Annotated in this window: 23 protein-coding genes and 1 tRNA gene; 11 read left to right on the forward strand and 13 right to left on the reverse strand. The window is 73.3% G+C overall.

Annotated elements, in window-relative coordinates:
* Positions 1-128: 128 nt before the first annotated feature.
* On the forward strand, positions 129-650 hold the full coding sequence (locus ACYC1Z_RS02920) for a MogA/MoaB family molybdenum cofactor biosynthesis protein (protein WP_461408077.1): 522 nt from the start codon (positions 129-131) through the stop codon (positions 648-650).
* A 2-nt stretch (positions 651-652) separates the two neighbouring features.
* On the opposite strand, the gene mobA is transcribed toward ACYC1Z_RS02920, so the two are convergent.
* The 4 genes from mobA to moeB are packed head-to-tail and all read right to left on the reverse strand — an operon-like array spanning position 653 to position 4554.
* The gene (gene mobA / locus ACYC1Z_RS02925) at positions 653-1441 is read right to left on the reverse strand and encodes a molybdenum cofactor guanylyltransferase (protein WP_461408037.1); all 789 of its coding nucleotides are present in this window, start codon (positions 1439-1441) and stop codon (positions 653-655) included.
* An 11-nt stretch (positions 1442-1452) separates the two neighbouring features.
* Positions 1453-1950, reverse strand: a complete 498-nt coding sequence (gene moaC, locus ACYC1Z_RS02930; RefSeq protein ID WP_461408038.1) for a cyclic pyranopterin monophosphate synthase MoaC — start codon at positions 1948-1950, stop codon at positions 1453-1455.
* Positions 1947-3230, reverse strand: a complete 1284-nt coding sequence (locus ACYC1Z_RS02935) for a molybdopterin molybdotransferase MoeA (protein WP_461408039.1) — start codon at positions 3228-3230, stop codon at positions 1947-1949. The genes moaC and ACYC1Z_RS02935 overlap by 4 nt, the downstream gene beginning before the upstream one ends.
* Positions 3231-3288: 58 nt before the next feature.
* A complete protein-coding gene (moeB, locus tag ACYC1Z_RS02940) occupies positions 3289-4554 on the reverse strand; it encodes a molybdopterin-synthase adenylyltransferase MoeB (RefSeq protein ID WP_461408040.1) in 1266 nt (421 codons plus the stop codon).
* An 83-nt stretch (positions 4555-4637) separates the two neighbouring features.
* On the opposite strand from moeB, the gene ACYC1Z_RS02945 reads away from it, so the two are divergent.
* The 3 genes from ACYC1Z_RS02945 to ACYC1Z_RS02955 all read left to right on the forward strand — a co-directional run bounded on the left by ACYC1Z_RS02945 (position 4638) and on the right by ACYC1Z_RS02955 (position 7601).
* Positions 4638-5156 (forward strand): DinB family protein, encoded by a 519-nt coding sequence (locus ACYC1Z_RS02945; RefSeq protein ID WP_461408041.1) that lies wholly within the window; start codon positions 4638-4640, stop codon positions 5154-5156.
* 139 nt (positions 5157-5295) lie between these two features.
* The gene (locus ACYC1Z_RS02950) at positions 5296-5853 is read left to right on the forward strand and encodes a MarR family winged helix-turn-helix transcriptional regulator (RefSeq protein ID WP_461408042.1); all 558 of its coding nucleotides are present in this window, start codon (positions 5296-5298) and stop codon (positions 5851-5853) included.
* Positions 5854-5942: 89 nt separating this feature from the next.
* Positions 5943-7601 (forward strand): MDR family MFS transporter, encoded by a 1659-nt coding sequence (locus ACYC1Z_RS02955; RefSeq protein WP_461408078.1) that lies wholly within the window; start codon positions 5943-5945, stop codon positions 7599-7601.
* Positions 7602-7788: 187 nt separating this feature from the next.
* Here the strand turns inward: ACYC1Z_RS02955 and ACYC1Z_RS02960 are convergent, their stop codons facing one another.
* On the reverse strand, positions 7789-8778 hold the full coding sequence (locus tag ACYC1Z_RS02960; RefSeq protein WP_461408043.1) for an alpha/beta fold hydrolase: 990 nt from the start codon (positions 8776-8778) through the stop codon (positions 7789-7791).
* Between the two features lie 12 nt (positions 8779-8790).
* Complete coding sequence (upp, locus tag ACYC1Z_RS02965; protein WP_461408044.1) at positions 8791-9429, reverse strand: uracil phosphoribosyltransferase; 639 nt, start codon at positions 9427-9429, stop codon at positions 8791-8793.
* Between the two features lie 91 nt (positions 9430-9520).
* Between upp and ACYC1Z_RS02970 the strand changes: the two genes are divergently transcribed.
* Genes ACYC1Z_RS02970 through ACYC1Z_RS02985 form a run of 4 tightly spaced genes read left to right on the forward strand, consistent with a single transcriptional unit; the run spans position 9521 to position 12332 of the window.
* Positions 9521-9952 (forward strand): nucleoside deaminase, encoded by a 432-nt coding sequence (locus tag ACYC1Z_RS02970; protein WP_461408079.1) that lies wholly within the window; start codon positions 9521-9523, stop codon positions 9950-9952.
* Positions 9953-9975: 23 nt separating this feature from the next.
* Entirely contained in the window at positions 9976-10242 is a 267-nt protein-coding gene (locus ACYC1Z_RS02975) for an acylphosphatase (RefSeq protein WP_461408045.1), read from the forward strand.
* A 53-nt stretch (positions 10243-10295) separates the two neighbouring features.
* On the forward strand, positions 10296-11444 hold the full coding sequence (locus ACYC1Z_RS02980) for a cytochrome P450 (protein WP_461408080.1): 1149 nt from the start codon (positions 10296-10298) through the stop codon (positions 11442-11444).
* A gap of 45 nt (positions 11445-11489) precedes the next feature.
* A complete protein-coding gene (locus ACYC1Z_RS02985) occupies positions 11490-12332 on the forward strand; it encodes an NAD-dependent epimerase/dehydratase family protein (protein ID WP_461408046.1) in 843 nt (280 codons plus the stop codon).
* Between the two features lie 7 nt (positions 12333-12339).
* Here ACYC1Z_RS02985 and ACYC1Z_RS02990 read toward each other — a convergent pair whose 3' ends face one another.
* Positions 12340-13188: an NAD-dependent protein deacetylase gene (locus ACYC1Z_RS02990; RefSeq protein WP_461408081.1), complete on the reverse strand. Its 849-nt coding sequence runs from the start codon at positions 13186-13188 to the stop codon at positions 12340-12342.
* 258 nt (positions 13189-13446) lie between these two features.
* On the opposite strand from ACYC1Z_RS02990, the gene ACYC1Z_RS02995 reads away from it, so the two are divergent.
* Both ACYC1Z_RS02995 and ACYC1Z_RS03000 read left to right on the forward strand, forming a co-directional pair.
* Complete coding sequence (locus tag ACYC1Z_RS02995) at positions 13447-13899, forward strand: hypothetical protein (RefSeq protein WP_461408047.1); 453 nt, start codon at positions 13447-13449, stop codon at positions 13897-13899.
* Positions 13900-13971: 72 nt separating this feature from the next.
* Positions 13972-14056: transfer RNA gene (locus ACYC1Z_RS03000), tRNA-Ser, on the forward strand.
* A 170-nt stretch (positions 14057-14226) separates the two neighbouring features.
* Here ACYC1Z_RS03000 and ACYC1Z_RS03005 read toward each other — a convergent pair.
* Together ACYC1Z_RS03005 and ACYC1Z_RS03010 are read right to left on the reverse strand one after the other, a co-directional pair.
* On the reverse strand, positions 14227-15063 hold the full coding sequence (locus tag ACYC1Z_RS03005; protein WP_461408048.1) for an HAD hydrolase family protein: 837 nt from the start codon (positions 15061-15063) through the stop codon (positions 14227-14229).
* Positions 15064-15272: 209 nt separating this feature from the next.
* Complete coding sequence (locus ACYC1Z_RS03010) at positions 15273-16031, reverse strand: glutamine amidotransferase (protein ID WP_461408049.1); 759 nt, start codon at positions 16029-16031, stop codon at positions 15273-15275.
* Positions 16032-16111: 80 nt separating this feature from the next.
* Here ACYC1Z_RS03010 and ACYC1Z_RS03015 point away from each other — a divergent pair, with 80 nt between their 5' ends.
* On the forward strand, positions 16112-17479 hold the full coding sequence (locus ACYC1Z_RS03015) for a uracil-xanthine permease family protein (RefSeq protein WP_461408050.1): 1368 nt from the start codon (positions 16112-16114) through the stop codon (positions 17477-17479).
* A 108-nt stretch (positions 17480-17587) separates the two neighbouring features.
* On the opposite strand, the gene ACYC1Z_RS03020 is transcribed toward ACYC1Z_RS03015, so the two are convergent.
* The 4 genes from ACYC1Z_RS03020 to ACYC1Z_RS03035 form a co-directional block, all read right to left on the reverse strand.
* Positions 17588-18214, reverse strand: a complete 627-nt coding sequence (locus ACYC1Z_RS03020; RefSeq protein ID WP_461408051.1) for a LytR C-terminal domain-containing protein — start codon at positions 18212-18214, stop codon at positions 17588-17590.
* 16 nt (positions 18215-18230) lie between these two features.
* Complete coding sequence (locus tag ACYC1Z_RS03025; protein ID WP_461408052.1) at positions 18231-18548, reverse strand: type II toxin-antitoxin system VapB family antitoxin; 318 nt, start codon at positions 18546-18548, stop codon at positions 18231-18233.
* Positions 18549-18708: 160 nt separating this feature from the next.
* Positions 18709-19344 carry a C40 family peptidase gene (locus tag ACYC1Z_RS03030; RefSeq protein WP_461408053.1) on the reverse strand — a complete coding sequence of 212 codons (636 nt, stop codon included), beginning with the start codon at positions 19342-19344 and terminating at the stop codon, positions 18709-18711.
* 468 nt (positions 19345-19812) lie between these two features.
* Positions 19813-20559 (reverse strand): metal-dependent transcriptional regulator, encoded by a 747-nt coding sequence (locus ACYC1Z_RS03035; RefSeq protein ID WP_461408054.1) that lies wholly within the window; start codon positions 20557-20559, stop codon positions 19813-19815.
* Between the last annotated feature and the right edge of the window lie 8 nt (positions 20560-20567).

Here is a 20567-nt window from a genome sequence, read left to right on the forward strand (position 1 = left end):
GGCGCTAACGTGGCGCGGTGAGCACCGAGTCGTCGAGCACTCCCGCCCTCGCAGGCACGGGTGCCCCGGACCACCTGCCCGGGCGTGCTCCGGACCACTTGCGCGTGGAACCCCCGGACCACCTGCGCGTGGAACCCCCGGAGCGCCCGAGCGTAGCCCCCCCCGACAGCATCCCGGGTGCGGTGATCACCGTCTCCGACCGGTGCTCGCGCGGCGAGGCCGAGGACCGCTCCGGCCCGCTCGCGGCCGCCCTGCTCGCCGAGGTGGGAGTGGCCGCGGCGGTGACCGTCGTCCCCGACGGTGTCGAGAGCGTCCGCGCCGCGATCCAGAGGGCCCTCGCCCGCGGGGCGCGCGTCGTCCTGACCACTGGTGGAACCGGCATCGGGCCCCGCGACCTCACGCCGGAGGGCACCGGCCCGCTGCTGGTCCGTGAGCTGCCGGGCGTCGCCGAGGCGATCCGTGCCGCGGGCACCGTCCGGGCCGCGATCCTCTCGCGCGGACTGGCCGGGATCGCCCCGGGCAGCGCGGGTGAGGCGTTCGTCGTCAACGTCCCCGGCTCGACCGGTGGGGTGCGCGACGCCGTCGGCGTCCTCGCACCGATCGTCCGCCACGTCATCGACCAGCTCGGCGGCGGCGCGCACGACGCCTGAGGTCACTCCTCCAGCGCGCCGAGGTCTTCCCACGTGTCGACGTCGAGCGCCTCGTGGCCCGTGGCCGCGACCGAGACGACCGTGAGCGGAGCCACCAGGGCCTTGACGGACGCGCCGCGGGTGCGCCCACCCAGCGCGGTGAGGGAGGCGCGCAAGCTCCCGGTGCGGTAGACGCCGACGAGCCACTGCAGGTAGCCGGAGGAGTCCCGCAGGCAGGCGCCGTCCACCTCGGCGTCCGCGGCCACGGCGTCGAGCAGGCGGGGGACCGCCCCGGCGGCGAACGGGACGTCGCACGCGAGGACGAGCACCCATGGCGCGCCGTCCCTGGTGCTGTCGGCCATCGGGTCCCGGGTGCCAGGGGCAGACCCGGGCTCCGGGACGCCCTCGGCCGGGCGGGCGCCGGCGTCGAGCGCCGCGATCCCGGCCACGGGTCCGCCGTGCGGCGGGTCCTCGAGCGTGCGGCGTACACCCTCGGGCACCCGAACGGGATCCGGGGCGCCGGCGTCGAGCGCGGCGATCCCGGCCGCGATCCCGGCCTCGGGTCCGCCGTGCGGCGGGTCCTCGAGCGTGCGGTGTACGCCCTCGGGCACCCGGACGGAATCCGGTGCGACGACGGCGACGGCGCGCGCGCCCGACGTCGCCGCGAGGGCGTGGTCGAGCAGCCGACGCCCACCGAGCTCGACGTCGGGCTTGGAGACGCCGTCGAGGCGACGGGCCGTCCCCCCGGCCAGGACGATCGCGTCGAACCCTCGCCCCCGGACCGCCCCGGTGGGCGCGCCGTCAGCATCCACGACCGCCACGGTCAGTACCCCGGCCGGCGCCAGTCGCCGGAGCGACCGCCGGACTTCGCCACGATCTTCAGCCCGGTGATCTCCGCCGAGCGGTCCACGCCCTTGACCATGTCCACCACGGCCAGCGCCGCCACCGAGACGGCGGTGAGCGCCTCCATCTCCACCCCGGTCCGGTCCGCGGTGCGCACCGTGGCGGTGATGAGCACCCGGTCTGCGGCGAGGTCGAGGTCCACCGTCGCGCCGTGCACGCCGATGGTGTGCGCCAGGGGCAGGAGCTCGGGCGTGCGCTTGGCCGCCGCGATCCCCGCGATCCGGGCGACGGCGAGCACGTCACCCTTGGGCACGGTGCCCTCCCGCAGTGCCGTCATGACGATGTTGCTGCAGCGGACCTCGCCGACGGCGACGGCCTCGCGGACGGTCGGTACCTTGCCGGTGACGTCCACCATGCGGGCATGGCCGGCGTCGTCGAGATGGGTGAGGCGGAGCGGGGGCGGGGCCGGGTCGGTCACGGGACCATCATGACGCGCACGGCGTCGCCCGGGTGCACCCTGTCGACCTCGGCCTCGACCACGGCGAGCCCGGCCGCGCGCGACAGCGAGCCCACCAGATGCGATCCGGAGCCCCCCGCGGCGGCCGGCCGGACCACGCGCACCGCCTCGCCGTCGACGTCGCGCTCCTCGATGACCACCGGCATGTACTGGCGCCGGTTCGCCGACGTGCGCCACCCGGCGTCCGCGACGGCGTCGAGGTGGAGCGGGGCGAGCCGGTCGCGCTGGTCGGGCCGGGCGAGCCCGCCCATCACCCGCAGCGCGGGGTCGACGAACAGCACGAAGCTGACGAACACGCTCACTGGGTTGCCCGGCAGGGCGAAGATCGGCACGGCCCGGCCGTCGTCGGCGTGCAGGACGCCGAAACCCTGGGGCTTGCCGGGCTGCATCGCGACGCTGGTGAAGGTGACGTCGCCGAGCGGGGCGAGCACCTCCTTGACCACGTCGTAGGCGCCGGCGCTGACGCCACCGGTCGTGACGACGACGTCGACGTCCGCCAGGCTCTCGCGCAGCCGGACCCGCAGCGTCTCGGCGTCATCGGGTACCGAACCCAGGGGGACGGGCCGGGAGCCGAGCGTCGCGACGAGGGTGGTCACGAGCGTGCTGTTGGAGTCGGGGATCTGCCCGGGGCCGAGGGGCATGCCGGGGCGGACGAGCTCGGCGCCGGTCGAGAGCACGCCCACGCGCACCGGCGGCTGCACCAGGACGGTGCCGTGCCCGGTCGAGGCGGCGGCGGCGAGGTCGCGCGGGCCGAGCATCGAACCCAGGGCGAGCACCGGGTCCCCCGGGCGGATGTCCCCGCCCGCACGGCGGATGTGGGCGCCGAGCACGGGCGCCTCGCGGATCTCCACGTGCTCGGGCAACGCGCTCCCGGCGCCTGGCCCGGCGGGCTGGTCGGTCGCCTCCACGGGGACGACGGCGTCCGCGCCCGGCGGGACGGGGGCACCGGTCATGATCCGCACCGCGGTCCCCGGACCCACCTCGGGCCGTTCGGGTGAGCCGGCCGGCAGGTCGGCGACCACCCGTAGCCGCACCGGAGCCTCGACGCTCGCGGCGGCGATGTCGGCCGCGCGCACGGCGTAGCCGTCCATGGCCGAGTTGTCGAACGGTGGCACCGCCAGGGTCGCGACGACGTCCTCCACCAGGACGCACCCCAGCGCCTCGGTGAGCGTGAGGTGGCGCGGGGCGAGGACGGGGACGGTGGTCAGCACGTGGTCGAGGTGCTGCTCGACGGTGATCATCAGGCTCCTCCGGGCGGTGGGCGGGGACCGGGCGTTCGGGTCGTGGGGCGGGCTCGGGTCAGTAGACGGGTGCGGCTCGGTCGATCTCGGCGGCCCAGGCGAGGACGCCGCCGTCCACGTTCGTGGCTCGGGCGCCGACCGCCGCCAGGGCCCGGGCGGCCCGGGCCGAACGCGCTCCGCTGCGGCAGTGCACGAGGATCTCGGGCGCGTCCGGGGCGTCCGGCGCGCCTGGTGTGCCCGCGACGGCGGCGCCGATCCGCTCGACGACCGCCGTCGGATCCGCCAGCACTTGGGCGAGGGGGACGTGCACCGCGCCGGGGATGATGACGATGTCGCGCTCGGCCGCCTCGCGCACGTCCAGCAGCACGAAGGCATCGGCCCCGCGCCCGCGGGCGGCCAGGCGCCGCGCGAGCGTGCCGACGTCGATCCCGGGCACCGGTGTCGGCTCCGGCTCTGCGGCGGCGGGCAGGGCACAGAGCGGGGCGCCGAGCGACCCGGCCGGGCTGCCGGTCGGGTCGTAGCCGAGCTCGGCGACCGTGGTGGGCGCGGTGGCGCCCGGGCGGGGGCGGACCGGCAGCTCGGTCCAGCGGGCCCCGAGTGCGTCCAGCACGAGCACCCGGCCGAGCAGCGGGTCACCCGCGCCGGTGACGAGCTTGACGGCCTCGGCCGCCATCACGGAGCCGACCTGGCCGCACATCGCGCCCAGCACACCGGCCTCTCCGCACGAGGGGGTGGAGCCCGCGGGGGGCGGGGCGGGGAACAGGTCACGCAGCGTCATGCCCGGCCGCCCGTCGGTGGGGCGGGACCAGAACACCGAGACCTGGGCGTCGAAGCGCAGGATGGAGCCCCACACGAGCGGCACACCGAGCTCGGCGCACACGTCGTTGACGAGGTAGCGGGTGGGGAAGTTGTCGGTGCCGTCGAGCACGAGGTCGTAGCCGGCGACGACGCCGCCGGCGTTGGCGGCGTCGAGGCGCAGGTGGTGGCGCGTGACGGTCACATCCGGGTTCAGGGCGGCGATCTTCTCGGCGGCCGAGTCCACCTTGGGCCGGCCGACGTCGGCGAGGGCATGGATGACCTGGCGCTGGAGGTTCGAGGCGTCGACGACGTCGTCGTCCACGATGCCCAGGTGTCCCACGCCGGCGGCGGCGAGATACTGCAGGATCGGGGTGCCGAGGCCGCCGGCGCCGACGACGAGGACCCGCGCGGCGAGCAGGCGGCGCTGGCCCAGGGGACCGAGCCGGTCGAGCAGCAGGTGCCGGGAGTAGCGCTGGATCTGCTCCCGGGTGAGGTCGGGGCCGGGGTCGACCAGGGGCGCGGGCATGACCACACTGTAGGTCTCAACGGCACGGCGGAGCCGGGTCGATGGTCTGGAATGTCCGGGCGTGCCGGGCGACGGGAGCGGGTATGGGCATCGAGCCGGACACGAAGGACTGGACCTGGGTGCTGCGCGAGCGGTGCCCGGAGTGTGGCGTGGAGCCTGCGGGCGAAGACCCCGGGACGGTGGCCGCGGCGCTGCGCGGCGCCGTCGGGCGCTGGCGGGACGTGCTGCGCCGGCCCGACGTCGCGGAGCGGCCGGACGCGAGCACGTGGTCCCCGCTCGAGTACGCGGCGCATGTGCGTGACGTCTGCCGCGTCTTCACCGAGCGGCTGCGGCTCATGCTCGAGGAGGACGAGCCGACGTTCCCGAACTGGGACCAGGACGCGGCCGCCGTCGAGCAGGCGTACGGCGCGATGGACCCCTCCGTGGTGGCCGAGGGGCTCGAGGCCGACGCGCACCGGCTGGCCGACGCCTTCGCCGCGGTGCCGCAGGGCCGGTGGGAGCGCCGCGGGCTGCGCAGCGACGGCTCAGCGTTCACCGTGCGCACCTTGAGCCAGTACTTCATCCACGACGTGCTGCACCACCTGCACGACGTGCGCGGCTGAGCCGGACCACACCTCGTGCCCGGCCGTAGCCGGGCCACGAGCCGGCTGCAGCGGGGTCCCGGGCCGGCGACCGCGGTGTGGGGAAAGGAACACCTTCGATCAATAGATGCATGGTGCATGTACGCGTACACTCGGCGGAATGTCCGCAACCGGAGATCCTCCCTCCACCGCCGACCAGCGCGGGACCGACGTCGACCGGGTCCTGGAACAGCTCGTGCTCTACGGCCGCCGGGTCCGGCACTTCGGTGCCACGGTGGCGCGGGCGTGCGGGCTGCAGCCCACTCAGGTCTACCTGCTCTCCCTGGTCCACCGCGCCAACGAGTGCCGGCTGACCGCGATCGCCGAGCAGCAGTTCGTCGACCCCTCGGTCATCAGCCGGCAGATCGGCACGCTCGAGCGTGACGGCCTGCTCCGCCGGCGCCCCGACCCCGAGGACCGCCGCGCCTCGCTGGTCTCCCTGACCGACCTGGGGCGTGACCGCCTCGCGCGGGTCCGGGCCGCGCACCTCGCGGTGATCTCCGAGACGCTCCAGGACTGGTCCACCGAGCGCATCGCCCAGTTCGCGAAGGACTTCGAGGAGCTCACCAGCACAGCGGAAACCGTCTACGGCCGGCTCGCCACGACCCAGCCGCTCCTGCCGCCGGCCCCGCCGCTCGATTCCCCGACCCACCCGATCCAGACGAAGGACCACGCGTGACGCAACGCGAGAACCGTGACACCCGCGCACGGGCCCCCAAGAAGCCCGCGAAGACGAAGGACCCGGTGTCCGGGCGCGCCTATGCCGGGATGAGCCCGGCAGCGGCCCAGGCCGCACACAAGGAGCACCAGCAGATCCTCAAGGTCCTCACCGGTCTGCTGCTGGCACTGTTCGTCGCCATGCTCGCGAACACCATCGTGGCCAACGCCCTGCCGGTGATCGTCGAGGAGATCGGCGGCACCCAGCAGCAGTACACGTGGATCATCACCGCGGCGATCCTTGCCTCCACGGCCGTGACGCCGATCGTGGGCAAGCTCGCGGACCTCATGGACAAGAAGCGGCTCCTGCTGATCGCGATGGGGGTCTTCACCCTCGGCTCGCTGCTCTCCGGGTCCGCCACCTCCGCCGGGATGCTCATCGCCGTCCGCGTGGTCCAGGGCCTGGGGATGGGCGCCATGCAGGTGCTCGTCCAGATCATCATCGCCACGATCATCCCGCCGCGGCAGCGGGGCCGGTACAACGGCTACATGGGCGCGGTCCTGGCGGTCGCGACCGTCTCCGGCCCCCTCATCGGCGGCGTCATCGTCGACATTCCCTGGCTCGGGTGGCGCTGGACGTACTGGAGCGCCGTGCCGTTCATGCTGGTGGCGATCGTCGTCATCACCAGGAACCTCAAGGTTCCCGACGCGGGGCGCCGCAAGGCCAAGATCGACTGGGTCGGCGCCGCGCTCATCTCCTCCGCGGCCGTCCTACTGCTCATGTGGGTCTCCTTCGCCAACCATGCCTTCCCGTGGATCTCCTGGCAGAGCGCGGCGATGGTCGGTGGCGCGCTCGTCGGCGCCGTCGCCTTCGTGCTGGTCGAGCAGCGGGTCGAGGAGCCGATCGTGCCGATGAGCATCGTCACCGAGCACACCACCGCCCTCGCCATCGTCGCCAGCCTCGCCGTGGGGACCGTGATGTTCGGCGCCAACGTCTTCCTGGGCCAGTACTTCCAGATCGGCCGCGGCTACTCGCCCACGGTGGCCGGCTGGCTGGGGCTCCCGCTCATGGTGGGGCTCCTCGTGTCCTCGACCGTGGCGGGCCGGATCGTGACCGTCAGTGGACGGTGGAAGCCGTCCGTGATGGCCGGCACGGTGCTGCTCATGGTCGGTATCGGCCTCATGGCGACCGTCGGCGCCGACACCTCCCTGGGGCTCATCGGCGTCTACCTGCTCATCGCCGGCCTCGGACTGGGGGCGGCGATGCAGAACCTCGTGCTCGCCGTCCAGAACACCGTCTCCGTCGCGCACGTGGGGGCGGCGACCTCCTCGGTGACGTTCTTCCGCACGCTCGGCGGGGCGCTCGGCATCCAGGTGCTCGGCGCCGTCTACGCCCAGCGCGTGACGGGGCTGACCATGGACGGGTTCAGCCGGCTCGGCGTGGACACCTCGCACCTGGACGCATCGACGTCCTCCCTCGACCTCAGCGCCCTGCCCCCCGCGGCGGCGGACGTGATCCACCGTGCCTACGGCGACGGCATCGGCCTCGTGTTCGGCATCGCGGCGGTCTTCGCGGTCATCGGGGTCGTCGCGGTGAGCCTCATGCGCGGCACCGAGCTGCGCGACACATGGGACGTTCCCGAGGAGGCACGGCACACCCTCGAGGTCATCCTCGAAGAGGGCGAGGGCGAGGAGGAGTCGGCGTCGGAGGCGGCAACGGAGCCCGAGCCCCCGGTCCGCGACGACGGCGGTCCAGGAGCGCGCAGCTGATCGTCGCGATCGGCTCGCGGTGACGATCCGACGCCGTAGCGCCGGCCCGGCGCACCACTGCCGGGGCTGCCGCCGTCGGGCCTGGGTCGTGCTGATTCGCCCGGCCGGGGCGGCCGCCGCCGTCGGGCTCGGGCCGTGGCGATTCACCCGGCCGGGGCCGCCGTCGCCGTGCTCGAGCGGTGCTGATTCACCCCGCCGGGGCCTCGAGCTCCCGCAATCGCGAGTTCGCCCACTCGACTGCGCCGCGCGTGTAGTGCTCCCGCGCCGTGGACGGCGAGAGCGCGAGGTCGTGGATGCCGCCGGGGACCTGCATGATCGTGACGTCGTCGCCGATCATCGGCGCCCGTTCGAGCATCTGCTCCACGCTGAGCACGACGTCCGTGCTGGTCAGCTCGGCGGGGCCCGGGGCGACCCGGTCGCCGGACCGGGTGGAGCAGGCGAGCAGCACGGGTACCGAGACGTCGAGGCCGCGCGCGATCTCCGCCTGCGCGCGGCGCACGCTGCGGAAGAAGCCGGCCCGCACGGGGAAGCCCGCATGGGGCTTGAGCGTGAGGTCGTAGTCCCAGGCGCCGCCTGTGTCGCGGTGGAGCGCGCGGCCGTACGCCTCGCCGAGGCTCCCGACCTGTCGGCTCGGCCACCGCGCCCCGAGGCGGTCGACGAGCGCCGTGGCGACGACGCGGTCGAACCAGCCCCGGTTGAGGTCGAGCCAGGGTGAGTTGAGCACGACGGCGTCGACGGTGCCCGGGTGGTCGGCCGCCCACAGCACCGCCTGCAACCCGCCGGTGGAGTGGCCGAGCAGCACCACCTGGTCGGCGCCGCCGGCCCGCAGGAGCCGCAGCGCCGCCCCGATCTCCTCCTCGTGCACCCGCAGATCGCGCACGTCGTCGGGCCGGGGGTGCCCGTTGGTCGACCGGCCGGCGCGGCGCATGTCCAGGGCGTAGAAGTCGTAACCCGCGTCGGTCCACGCCTGGGCGTGCTCGGTCTGGAAGAAGTAGTCGACGAAGCCGGACAGGTACAGCACGGCCTGCCGCCGCCCGCCCGCGTCGGCCCGGTGCACCAGCGTCGCGACGTCCGGCGCGCCGGGCTCCTCACCCCCGTCGGTGCGGTCGCCCAGCGGAATGGTCCGGGCCACCCACGGCGGCCCGAGCAGGTCCTCGGCGAACTCCGGTGCGTCCATGTCCCGCTCCGATCAGTCGACGACGCCGTAGAGGCGGTCGCCCGCGTCGCCGAGCCCCGGCACGATGTACTTCTGCTCGTTCAGCCGGTCGTCCACCGCGGCGGTGACGATCGTGACGTCGCCCCGGTCGCCGATCGCCTCGTCCAGCGTGCGCAGCCCCTCGGGCGCGGCGAGCAGGCAGATCGCGGTCACGTCGCGCGCCCCACGCTCGAGCAGGTAGTCGATCGCGGCGACGAGGGTGTGCCCGGTCGCGAGCATCGGGTCCAGCACGAAGCACTGGCGCCCCGAGAGGTCCTCGGGCAGCCGGTTGGCGTAGGTGATGGCCTCGTAGGTGGTCTCGTCGCGCTGCATGCCCAGGAACCCGACCTCCGCCGTGGGCAGCAGGCGCGTCATGCCCTCGAGCATCCCGAGCCCGGCCCGCAGGATCGGGACCACGATGGGGCGCGGCGCCGCGAGGTGCGTGCCGACCGTCGTGGCGACCGGGGTGGTGATCTCGATCGGGATGACGCGGACGTCCCTCGTGGCCTCGTAGGCGAGGAGCGTGACCAGCTCGTCGACCAGCAGCCGGAACGTGGGGGACTCGGTGTTCTGGTCCCGCAGGACGGTCAACTTGTGGGCGATCAGCGGGTGGTCCGCGACGTGCAGGCGCATGAGGGGAATCTACCGTCCCTGTCGGCTGCGACCGTGACCAACGTCCGGCTGCGCCATCATGGGGTCCGTGAACGAGGATCTCGACGGCGCCATGGGTCTCGCGCTCGACCTCGCCCGGGAGGCTCTGACGAGCGACGACGTCCCCGTCGGCGCCGTCGTCCTCGGGCCGGACGGTGCGGTGCTGGGCCGGGGCCGCAATCGCCGCGAGGCCGATGGCGATCCCACCGCCCACGCCGAGATGCTCGCCCTGCGCCAGGCCGCCCAGGCCCTGGGCACGTGGCGCCTGGCGGGCTGCACACTGGTCGTCACCCTCGAGCCGTGCACCATGTGCGCCGGGGCGCTCGTCCTCGCCCGGGTGCCGCGGGTCGTGCTGGGGGCATGGGACCCCAAGGCCGGCGCCACCGGCTCGGTGCGCGACGTCGTCCGCGACGCTCGGCTCAACCACCGCGCCGAGGTGGTCGGCGGGGTGCGTGAGGCGGAGTGCGCGGCCCTGCTGCGCGGCTTCTTCGACGCGCACCGCTGAGGCCGGCGCGCCACACTCTCCTCATGATCCGCCGTCGTCTCGTGGTCCACGGCCGCGTGCAGGGCGTGGGCTACCGGTACTCGTGCGTCCACGAGGCCGAACGCCTCGGGGTCTGCGGCTGGGTGCGCAACCGCGACGACGGCGCCGTCGAGGTCGTCGTGGAGGGCCCCGCCGACGCGGTCGCCGGGCTGGTGGAATGGGCCGGGCGCGGACCGCGCCACGCCTCGGTCGTCCGCGTCGCGGTGACCGAGGAGGAGCCCGAGGGACTCGCGGGTTTCACGACGCGATGAGCCCCGACCGCGTGCGACGCGACAAGATGGGCCGCGACGAAGGGAAGAACAGCATGGACGACTCGCAGCGCATCGACTGGGACCCGCGATCGGCGGAGGTGCAGGCCGACCAGATCGCCGCGTACGACCAGATGCGCGGGAGATGCCCTGTCGCGCACAGCGGGTACGGCAACTGGACCGTGTTCGGGCACGCGGACACCCTCGAGATCCTGCGCGACCACGAGACGTACTCCAACGACGTCTCCGCCCACCTCTCCGTCCCCAACGGCATGGACCCGCCCGAGCACAGGAAGTTCCGGGCGATCGTCGACAGGTACTACACACCCGACCGGATGGCCGCGTTCGAGCCGACGTGCCGTGCGATCGCCGCCGAGCTGATCGCGGCGCTGCCCACCGACGGCGACGTCGACCTCATGGCGGCGTTCGCGGAACCCTTCGCGAACCATGTGCAGTGCGCGTTCATGGGCTGGCCGGACAGCCTGCGCGAGCCGCTGAGGGAGTGGACCAAGAAGAACCATCGTGCCACGCTCGCGCTCGACCGGGCCGCCATGTCCGCCGTCGCCATGGAGTTCGACGGCTACATCCGCGAGCAGCTCGACCTCCGCCGCGCGGCCGGCGCCGCGCAGGACGCCACCACCGCGCTCCTTGGCGAGACCGTCGACGGCCGGCCGCTCACCGACGAGGAGATCGTCTCCATCGTGCGCAACTGGAGCGTCGGCGAGCTCGGCACGATCGCCGCCGGTGTGGGGATCATCGCCGACTTCCTCGCCACCCGGCCCCAGATCCAGGCGGCGCTCCGCGCCGATCGGAGCCGGCTCGAGGAGGCCTGCGACGAGATCCTCCGCATCCACGCGCCGCTCATCGCCAACCGCCGGCGCACCACCCGCCCGGTGACCGTCCCCGGCCGGGACATCCCGGCCGGGGAACGCGTCATGGTGCTGTGGGCGTCGGCCAACCGCGACGAGTCCGTGTTCGGTGATCCCGACGAGTTCCGGCTCGACCGTGACCCCGCCGACAACCTCCTCTACGGCCACGGCGTCCACTACTGCCCAGGCGCACCGCTGGCGCGCCTGGAGCTGCGGGTGTTCCTCGAGGAGCTCTTCGCCGGGACGACGGCGGTGGAGCCCGCCGGCTCGGGCGAGCCGGCGCGGGCGGCGTACCCGGCCGGCGGGTTCGCCACGCTCCCGCTGCGGATCCGCTGACGACCCCGCCGCGGCCCCTGACCAGGCCCGGGGTAGCCTTCGAGCATGCGTATCGCCGTCACCGGGGGATCCGGGAAGCTGGGCAAGGCCGTCGTCGCCACGCTGCGGGCCCAGGGGCACACGGTGGTCAACCTCGACGCCGTCGGGGAGCGTGGCCCGGGCTTCGTCCGGATCGAGCTCACGGACTACGGCCAGGTCGTCGACGCGCTCGCCGGCGTCGACGACCAGCACGACGGGGTCGACGCCGTCGTCCACCTGGCGGCGATCCCGGCGGCCGGTATGCACAGCGACACCGCCACGTTCCGCAACAACATCCTCGCCACCCACAACGTGTTCCAGGCGTGCCGTCGGCTCGGCATCAAGAACGTCGTGCACGCCTCGAGCGAGACCGTCCTCGGGCTGCCGTTCGAGACGCCGCCGCCGTACGTCCCGGTGGACGAGGAGTACCCGGCCCGGCCCGAGTCCAGCTACTCCCTGGTCAAGCACCTCGAGGAGACGATGGCGGCGGAGTTCGTGCGGTGGGACCCGTCGCTGAAGATCATCTCGCTGCGCTTCTCCAACGTCATGGACCCCGAGGACTACGCCGCGTTCCCGTCGTTCGACGACGACGCCGCCTTGCGGCGGTGGAACCTGTGGGGCTACATCGACGCCCGTGACGGCGCTCAGGCCGTCCTCCGCGCCCTCGAGCTCGACGTCACCGGGCACGACGTGTTCATCATCGCCTCCCCGGACACGGTGATGACCCGGCCCGACGCCGAGTTGGTGGCCGAGCAGTTCCCCGGTGTGCCGGTGCGCGGCGACCTCGGCACGAACGACACCCTGCTGTCCATCGACAAGGCCCGGCGGGTGCTCGGTTACGCGCCGCGGCACTCCTGGCGGGACCGGTAGGAGCCGCCTATCCGGCGAGCTGCCCGGCCAGCACCGGCAGTGCGGCGGACGTCCCGGCGTGCACGCGCACGGTCGCGAGCTCGTCCCCACGCGTGGGGCCGCGGTTGATGATCACCACGGGTTTGCCCTCCTTCGCGGCGCGGCGGACGAAACGCAGCCCGCTCATCACCGCGAGCGACGACCCGGCCACCAGGAGGGCCTCGGCGTCGTCCAGGAACGCGTAGGCCCGCGCCACCCGCTCCCGCGGGGTGTTGTCGCCGAAGAACACCACGTCCGGCTTGAGGACGCCGCCGCACCGGGGGCAGTCCGCGATCACGAAGTCGGCCGTGGACTCCAGGACCGCGTCGGCGTCCGGTGCCACCTCGACGTCGGCGACGCCGCCGAATCGCTCCCGCCAGCCCGGGTTCAGCGCCACCAGCGCAGCATCGTGCTCCGCCCGGGTGAACCGGGCGCCGCACCGCAGGCACAGGACCGTGTCGTATCGGCCGTGGAGGTGGACCACACGGTTCGACCCTGCGCGGAGATGCAGGAGGTCGATGTTCTGCGTGATCAGACCGGTCAGGACACCGGCGTGCTCGAGCCGTGCGAGGCCGATGTGCCCGGCGTTCGGCTCTGCGGCCAGGAGGTGGCGCCAGCCGAGGTGGTTGCGTGCCCAGTAGTGGCGGCGGAACGCGGGGGAGGAGAGGAACTGTTGGTGCGTCATCGGGTGCCGTGGTGGCGAGCCGGGCGAGCGGTAGTCCGGGATGCCCGAGTCCGTGGACAGCCCCGCCCCCGTGAGCGCCGTGACCCTGCGGCCGCGGAGGACGCCGAGCGCCGGAGCCAGGGCCGCCGCGACGTCGTCAGGGTCGGCGGGCAGGTCCGCGGGCCCGGGCGGGAACGGGGCGGGCTTCACGACGAACCGGGACACCGGCACCCCACCGGGGAAGAGCGCCTCGACGGTGTGGTGGCCGTGGCGGCGCAGGTCGGGCTGGAAGGCATCCTCGGTCGCTTCGCTCACCACGACAGGCTACGACCGTGGGCGCCGGAAACGGGTCACGGCGGCGGGAATCCGCCGGCAGGTAACGATTCGGTGTGCCGTGATGCCGGATCCGCCGGACCGCTCTACCGTCCAGGTATGGACGCGGAGCGGGCCACGGCCGCCAGTGAGCTGTACGTGCGCGGCCGCGATGTGGTGACGTCGTACCTCACGGGCGCCGACGTGGCGTGGGACGGGGAGGACGAGGGCATCCTCGAGGTGCTCAGCCGGTCCGGCCGGCACCGGCGTATCAGGTTGTCCGTGACCGAGACGGACGGGTGGGCGGTACCGCTGGCCTTCGCCGGCGCGGAGCCGCCGCTGGCCGCCGACGGCTGGTGGGCCTTCGTGCGGGTGGACCCGGCGGGGGTGCGCGAGTCCGAGGTGTACCTGGCGCCCGAGCACGACGTGCGTGAGCTCCTGAGGGAGATCGTGCTCGTGGAGCGGGCTGACGAACCGCTCCCCGATCTGGCCCAGGTCGAGCTCGTGCTGTTGAACGACTCCGACATCCGGCCCCTGCTGCGCACCTGGGGCGAGCTCACGCTGACCGACTGACGGCCGGGTGACCGGTGGCACTCGCCGCAGGTTTGGGCGGCGGCGACGGCGGCAGGTAACATCGCCCGGCGAGGTAGCGTGTCCGAGCGGCCGAAGGTGCAGCACTCGAAATGCTGTGTGGTGCAAGCCACCGTGGGTTCAAATCCCACCGCTACCGCCGAAGGGTGCTGACGAAGCTCAGGCCCTCGTAGTGACAGAACCCTCTGTGAGGGGCCCGGAAGGGCTTCGAGCGGGGGGTTTCGTCGTGTGCGGGCGGTGGCCGCACGCCGGCCGAGCCGTCACGGGTGGCCGGCAGGCACCGCTCGGGCCGGCCGGTGCCGGCACATCTCAGCCCCTGGGTCCAGGCTTCGTCTCGCGCGCGGCCACGATCGACTCGACCAGCTCGGCCACCGCATCGTCCCCGTGGTGACCGATCTGAAGCCGGGCGACGGCACGCACCGGCCCGCGGGCGTTGCCCATCGCGATCGGGAACCCGATGCGGGAGAGCCACACGACGTCGTTCTCGCCGTCCCCCACGCCGGCGACCTGCTCGGGCGTGATCCCGATCCGCTCGAGCACCGCCGCGAGCGTCGCCCACTTGTCCGTACCGACCGCGCTCATCTCGAACGCGGTGTCCATCGAGCGCACCATCCGGGGGAACGTGGACCGGATCTCGCCGTCGAGGGCGTCCAGCGTGACGGTGTCGCCGAAGACGGCGACTTTGGTCGTCTCCGTGAGCGGCAGCTTCTCGTGCGGGACGGCGAGCGTCACGGAGAGCGGGTCCGCGGTGCGCAGCAGCCCGTCGATCACGCTGCCCGACTCCACGACCATGGCGTCCGGGGTGAACAGGGCGGGCTCGATCGCCCGGCCGTGGCAGAACCCGACCACCGCCGCCACCTCGGTGACGTCCATCATCGACGTGTACAGCGGGACGGGGTCGCGGGTGTCGGCGGCGATGGAGCCGTTGGAGCCGACCGCGTAGCCGTCGATCCCGGCGTCGGCCAGGATGCGGGTCGCGGCGTGGAGGATATGGCCGGTGATGATGATGGGTTCGATCCCGGCGGCATCGAGATCGGCGAGCGCCCGCAGGGTACGAGGGCTGATCCGGTGGTCGGTGCCGGCCAGCGTGCCGTCCACGTCGAAAGCGATGGCCCGGACGGCCAGCAGGTCCTCGGGCAGGTTCATGGGCCAACTCTCTCTCCGGCTGCCGTCACGGTATCCGGTGACCCTGCGCCGCCGTCCCGCACGGTATCCGGCGACGATCCGGCGCAGTTCCCCAGCGGCAGCGCACCGCGGCGAGCTCGGTCAGGTCGAGAGCCGAGGCACACGAGTGGCGCGGACGGCCCGGGCGATCTCCTCGGTCCCGTGCGCAGCCCACGACGATCTGCCCGGTGTCACGCGAGCACGCGGTCGCCTCCTCGGTCCCGCGCGTAGCGTTCGACGAAGGCGCGCAGGATGTGCGCCGGCACCGACACCGGGTGGCGCACCGCAGCGCGCTCCACCTCGTCCTGCTCCTCCGGCGAGAAGTACCCCGCGTCGCGGTAGACCCGGATCCGCTCGAGCAGCCCCTCGGCGTCGAGCTCGGGGTGGAACTGGGTGGCGTACAGGTTCGAGCGGACGCGGAACATCTGGACGGGGCAGCCGGCCGAGCCGGCGAGCCGGACGGCGTGCCCGGGCAGGCGCGTGATCGCCTCCTTGTGCCCGACGAAGGCACGGAACGTCGGCGGCAGGCCGTCGAGCAGCGGGTCCGCGGCACCGGCGTCGGTCAGCTCGATCAGGGGGGCGCCGATCGGCTCGCTGTATGTGCCGTCGATGACCGCACCCTGGTGCCGGCCGAGCGTGCCGACGCCGTAGCAGGCCCCGAGGAACGGGAAGTCGACGGCGACGACGTCGTCGAGCAGCGCGTCCAGCTCGGCCTCGACCCGGCGTTGGGTGTCGCTCTTGTGCTCGATCGGGATCGACCCGGTGAAGGGGCTGCCGCCGACGACGATGCCCGAGTAGTCGGTCAGGTCGAGCCGCGGCATCGGCCCCGCTTCGAGCCGGACGCGCACGAGTTCGCGCTCGGCGAGCCCGCCGTAACGCAGGAACGCCGCGTACTCGGTGTCGGCGACGGCGTCCTCGGGCCGCGAGGCGAGCAGCAGGAATGGCTTCATGGCGCGAGCGTATTGGACGCTTCACTACCCTTGTCTCCCGACCGGGCCCGTCGGGCGCGGAGACGACGACGGGAGGCGCCATGGGCGCATCGGGGAAGAACGCGCCGGAGCAGGTCGGGACCGTACGGCGTGGCTGGCGCTTGCACGGCGACGGCCGGCACATCGGGGCGGGTGAGGTCGTCGCACCGGACGAGCGGCTGTCCTGGCCGGCGACCATCGGCATCGGTGCGCAGCACGTCGTCGCCATGTTCGGGGCGACGTTCCTCGTGCCCCTCATCACCGGGTTCGACCCGGCGACGACGCTGTTCTTCTCGGCCACCGGGACGCTGCTGTTCCTGGTGATCACAGCCGGCCGGGTGCCGAGCTACCTCGGCTCCAGCTTCGCGTTCATCGCGCCGATCACCGCGGCGACCGACCTGTTCGGGATGTCCTCCGCGCTCGGCGGTATCATCTCGGTCGGCATCCTGCTCGCGCTCATCGGCGTGGTGGTGCACGTCGCCGGCGCGCGGTGGATCAACGTCATCATGCCGCCGACCGTGACCGGCGCGATCGTCGCGCTCATCGGGTTCAACCTGGCGCCCAGCGCCTGGGGCAACGTGCAGGCAGCGCCCGCGACGGCGACCGTCACCGTCGCCGCGATCATCCTGTGCACGGTGCTGTTCCGCGGCCTGCTCGGGCGACTGTCCATCCTGGTCGGCGTGCTCGTGGGGTACGCGACCGCCATCGTGCGCGGTGAGGTCGACTTCGACGCCGTCGCCGCGGCCGGGTGGGTCGGGCTGCCCGACTTCACCGCACCCACGTTCGAGCCGGCCACGCTCGGCCTGTTCCTGCCGGTGGTGCTCGTGCTCGTGGCGGAGAACGTCGGTCACGTGAAGTCCGTCGCCGCGATGACGGGCCGGGACCTCGACGACGTCACCGGCCGCGCACTCATCGCCGACGGTCTCTCCACCGTGCTCGCCGGCTCCGGCGGCGGCTCGGGCACGACGACGTACGCCGAGAACATCGGCGTGATGGCGGCCACCCGCGTGTACTCCTCCGCCGCTTACCTGGTCGCGGGCCTCACGGCGCTGCTGCTGAGCCTCTCGCCGAAGTTCGGGGAGATCATCGCGACCATACCCGTGGGCGTGCTCGGTGGGGCCGCTACCGTGCTCTACGGCATGATCGGCATGCTCGGCGCGCGCATCTGGGTGCAGAACCGTGTCGACTTCTCCGACCCGGTGAACCTCAACACCGCAGCCATCGCGCTGATCATCGGCATCGCCAACTACACCTGGGTGATCGGCGACGTGCGGCTGGAGGGCATCGCCCTGGGGTCGGCCGCTGCGATCATCGTCTACCACGTGATGCGGCAGATCGCGCGGGCCCGCGGGACGGTCCAGGAGGCTGCCAGCCCGGCGTCCGCGCCGGCCGGTGCCGAGCTGGCGGGTGAGCTCCGCCGGGAGCCGTAGGCGGTGCCGGCGCGGCCCGGACCCGACGGCGCCCGTGCGGCCGGGCGGGTGGCGTGCCGAGCCCGACGGCTATGTGGGCGAGTGGCAGGCCGAGGAATCCGACGACCGTCACGTGGCGGCGGGTTCCTCGGCGGGCTGCGTCTCGACGGGCGTGCAGCCCTCCGGGGAGGCGAGTGGCGCGGCGGGGTCGAGCGCGGCCGCCTCCTCGGGCGCGGCCATCGCCGTGTACGCAGAGCCGAGCACGACGTCGATGGTCTCGTCCGTCCGGGTGGAGTCGAGCGTGACGGTGGCGGCCGGGAACAGTCTCGCCGCGGAATAGCCCGCGGTGACACCCAGCGGCCCGACCCTGATCAGGACGGCCTCCTCATACGGGTCGGGCCAGTTCGCCTGCTGGTTGACGACGACCCCCAGCTGCACCAGCGCCTGCCCCGTCTCCCCGGCCAGCCCGGCGCGGTCGGTCCCGTTGTAGACGTTCGCGGTGATCTCGGTGAAGGCCACCGGGATGGCACCCTCGGGCACGCACGGCACGACGACGGCATCGGCCTTCGGCGCCGGACGCGAGAAGTCGCGGCCGAACGGCGCGGGCAGGACGCCGCTCCACATCGCCAGGGCGATGAGGCCGACGAGGAGCAGGGCGGTGATCAGTCCACCGAAGATGATGGTCTGCCGCTGCTGCAGTCGGTGCCTTCTGGCCTGGCGACGCCGCTCGGCGTCCGAGGTGGCGGTGGCGATCATGCGGACACGGTAGTGCTCAGTTGGTCCGACGCCCGTCAGCGTCGAGCTCGAGGATGCGGGCGTGCAGCACGAGGCGTTGCTGGAGGGCGGCCCGGAGTGCGCGGTGCAGGCCGTCCTCGAGGTAGAGGTTGCCCTGCCAGGAGACCACGTGCGCGAAGAGGTCGCCGTAGAACGTCGAGTCCGAGGAGAGCAGGGACCGCAGGTCCAGCTGGCTCTTGGTGGTGATGAGCTGGTCGAGTCGCACCTGGCGCGGAGGGACGGCGGCCCAGTCGCGTGGGCTGACGAGCCCGTGGTCCGGGTACGGGCGGACGTCGCCCACGGACTTGAACATCACAGGGGAATCCTACGGGGTGGTCTTGGTGAAGCCAGGACAGTGTGCGACGGCGCGCCCGACCCCGCGCCCGGTGCGTGACTGTCGGCCGGCCGGCGATGACGGCACCGTCGGCCGGGCGACGATGGCGGCCCGGGTGGGGCCGCCATGGCGTCGGGTGGGGTCAGGCGACGCGGATGAAGGTGGGGGAGGAGTGTGGGATGGGGCCCTCGAACAGGGCGGTGCCGGGGTTGCGGGCGGCGATGTGGTTGCCGCCACCGGTGTAGATCCCGATGTGGCCGGGCCACCAGACCAGGTCACCGGGGCGGGCCTGGTCCGCGGAGACGACCACCCCCGCACCCGCCTGCGCGGAGGAGGAACGCGGCAAGGAGATCCCGAACGCGGCAAAGACGTAGGACGTGAACCCGGAACAGTCGAACGCGGCCGGGGTCGACCCGCCGTACACGTACGGGGTCCCCACGAACTGGCGGGCATAGTCCACGATCGCGGACGCCGACGCGACCGGTGCCGGCACCGCGGCAGCCTCCTGGGCGGGAGCCGCCGACTGGGCCGGGGCCGCGGCCTGGGCATCGGCCAGCGGCGCACGCGCACCCGTGCGCGCGGCCACCACCACCGTGCGGCGGACCACCGGGGCCGGGGTCGCCTCCGCGGCGACCTCACCGGCCAGGGACCAGGTCAACTCCGCCGGCACCGACACCGACGCCGTCGCCAACACGGACAGGGCCGGGGCAACCGCCGCCGAGACATCCACCCGCGGCAGGGCCGAGACCTCCGCCGCCGACGCGGCCGTACCCGCCATCGTCAACACCAGACCAGAAGACGCCACCACCGCCACCGACCGACGCACCTGCGCCGCCGATCCCGACCACACCATCACCGGACGACGCGCCGCGCGATGCCGCGCAGAAACCGTGCTGCTCAAGAGAAAACCTCTCCAATGGCCGCCCTACGAGGTGAGCTGTCGGGTTCGGGCAACCACACCCGGCACCGCCCCACCCCCCAAGGAGGCCGACCGGTACTACACCCCAAGACCCCGAAAACCCCGCCCCACAAGAGCGGACCTCCGGAACCACGAACCTGGGTCCCCCGTCCCTGCCGGCACACATCACACACCCCGGGCCCGGCAGGGCTCGAACAACAACCCGGAGACCCGCCACCAACCGGCGAGCACCCCCGACAGTAGAGCCACACACCCCCAAATGTCACATCCCGATAACGGGAGTGCGGCACGTCACAGCCTGACCTGCGGCGTTGCCGGGTGTCCCGGTCACGGACGGACGTAGAGGTGCCGCGTGATCTCGTCGGGCAGGTCGAGCACCACCTCGGCGCCGGGGGCGCGCAGCGAGACGACGTCATGTCCGTCGCCGCGGACCGCCACCTCGACCCGGATGCCTGGGCGCAACCCGGCGTCGGCCAGCCGCCCGAGGAGCTCGACGTCGACCTGGAGCGGCTCGCCGATACGCGTGAGCTCGACATCGAGACGCACCAGGGACTCCCCGGCGAGGGTTCGTGGCTCGGTGGGCGGGTCGTCGCGGCTCGTCTCTGCGACGACGTCGGCCAGGGAGCGCACCGGGGTGGCCCGGGCGGGGCCCGCCTCGCCCAGCTGGGCCAGGCCCGGGATCGGGTTGCCGTACGGGTCGAAGTCGGGGTGGTCGAGCAGTTCGAGGAGCCGACGCTCGACCCGCTCGCTCATCACGTGCTCCCACCGGCAGGCCTCCTCGTGCACGAAGGGCCACTCGAGGCCGACCACGTCGGTGAGCAGCCGTTCGGCCAGCCGATGCTTGCGCATCACCCTGGTCGCCTTGGCCTGGCCGGCCTCGGTCAGCCGGAGCCGGCGGTTGTCGGTGAGCACCAGGAGGCCGTCTCGCTCCATCCGAGCCACGGTCTGCGAGACCGTGGGGCCGGAGTGCCCCAGGCGCTCCGCGATACGGGCGCGCAGCGCCGGCACACCCTCCTCCTCGAGCTCGAAGATCGTCTTCAGGTACATCTCGGTGGTGTCGATCAGGTCGCTCACGCGTTCCC

This window comes from Georgenia sp., from assembly GCF_054605595.1.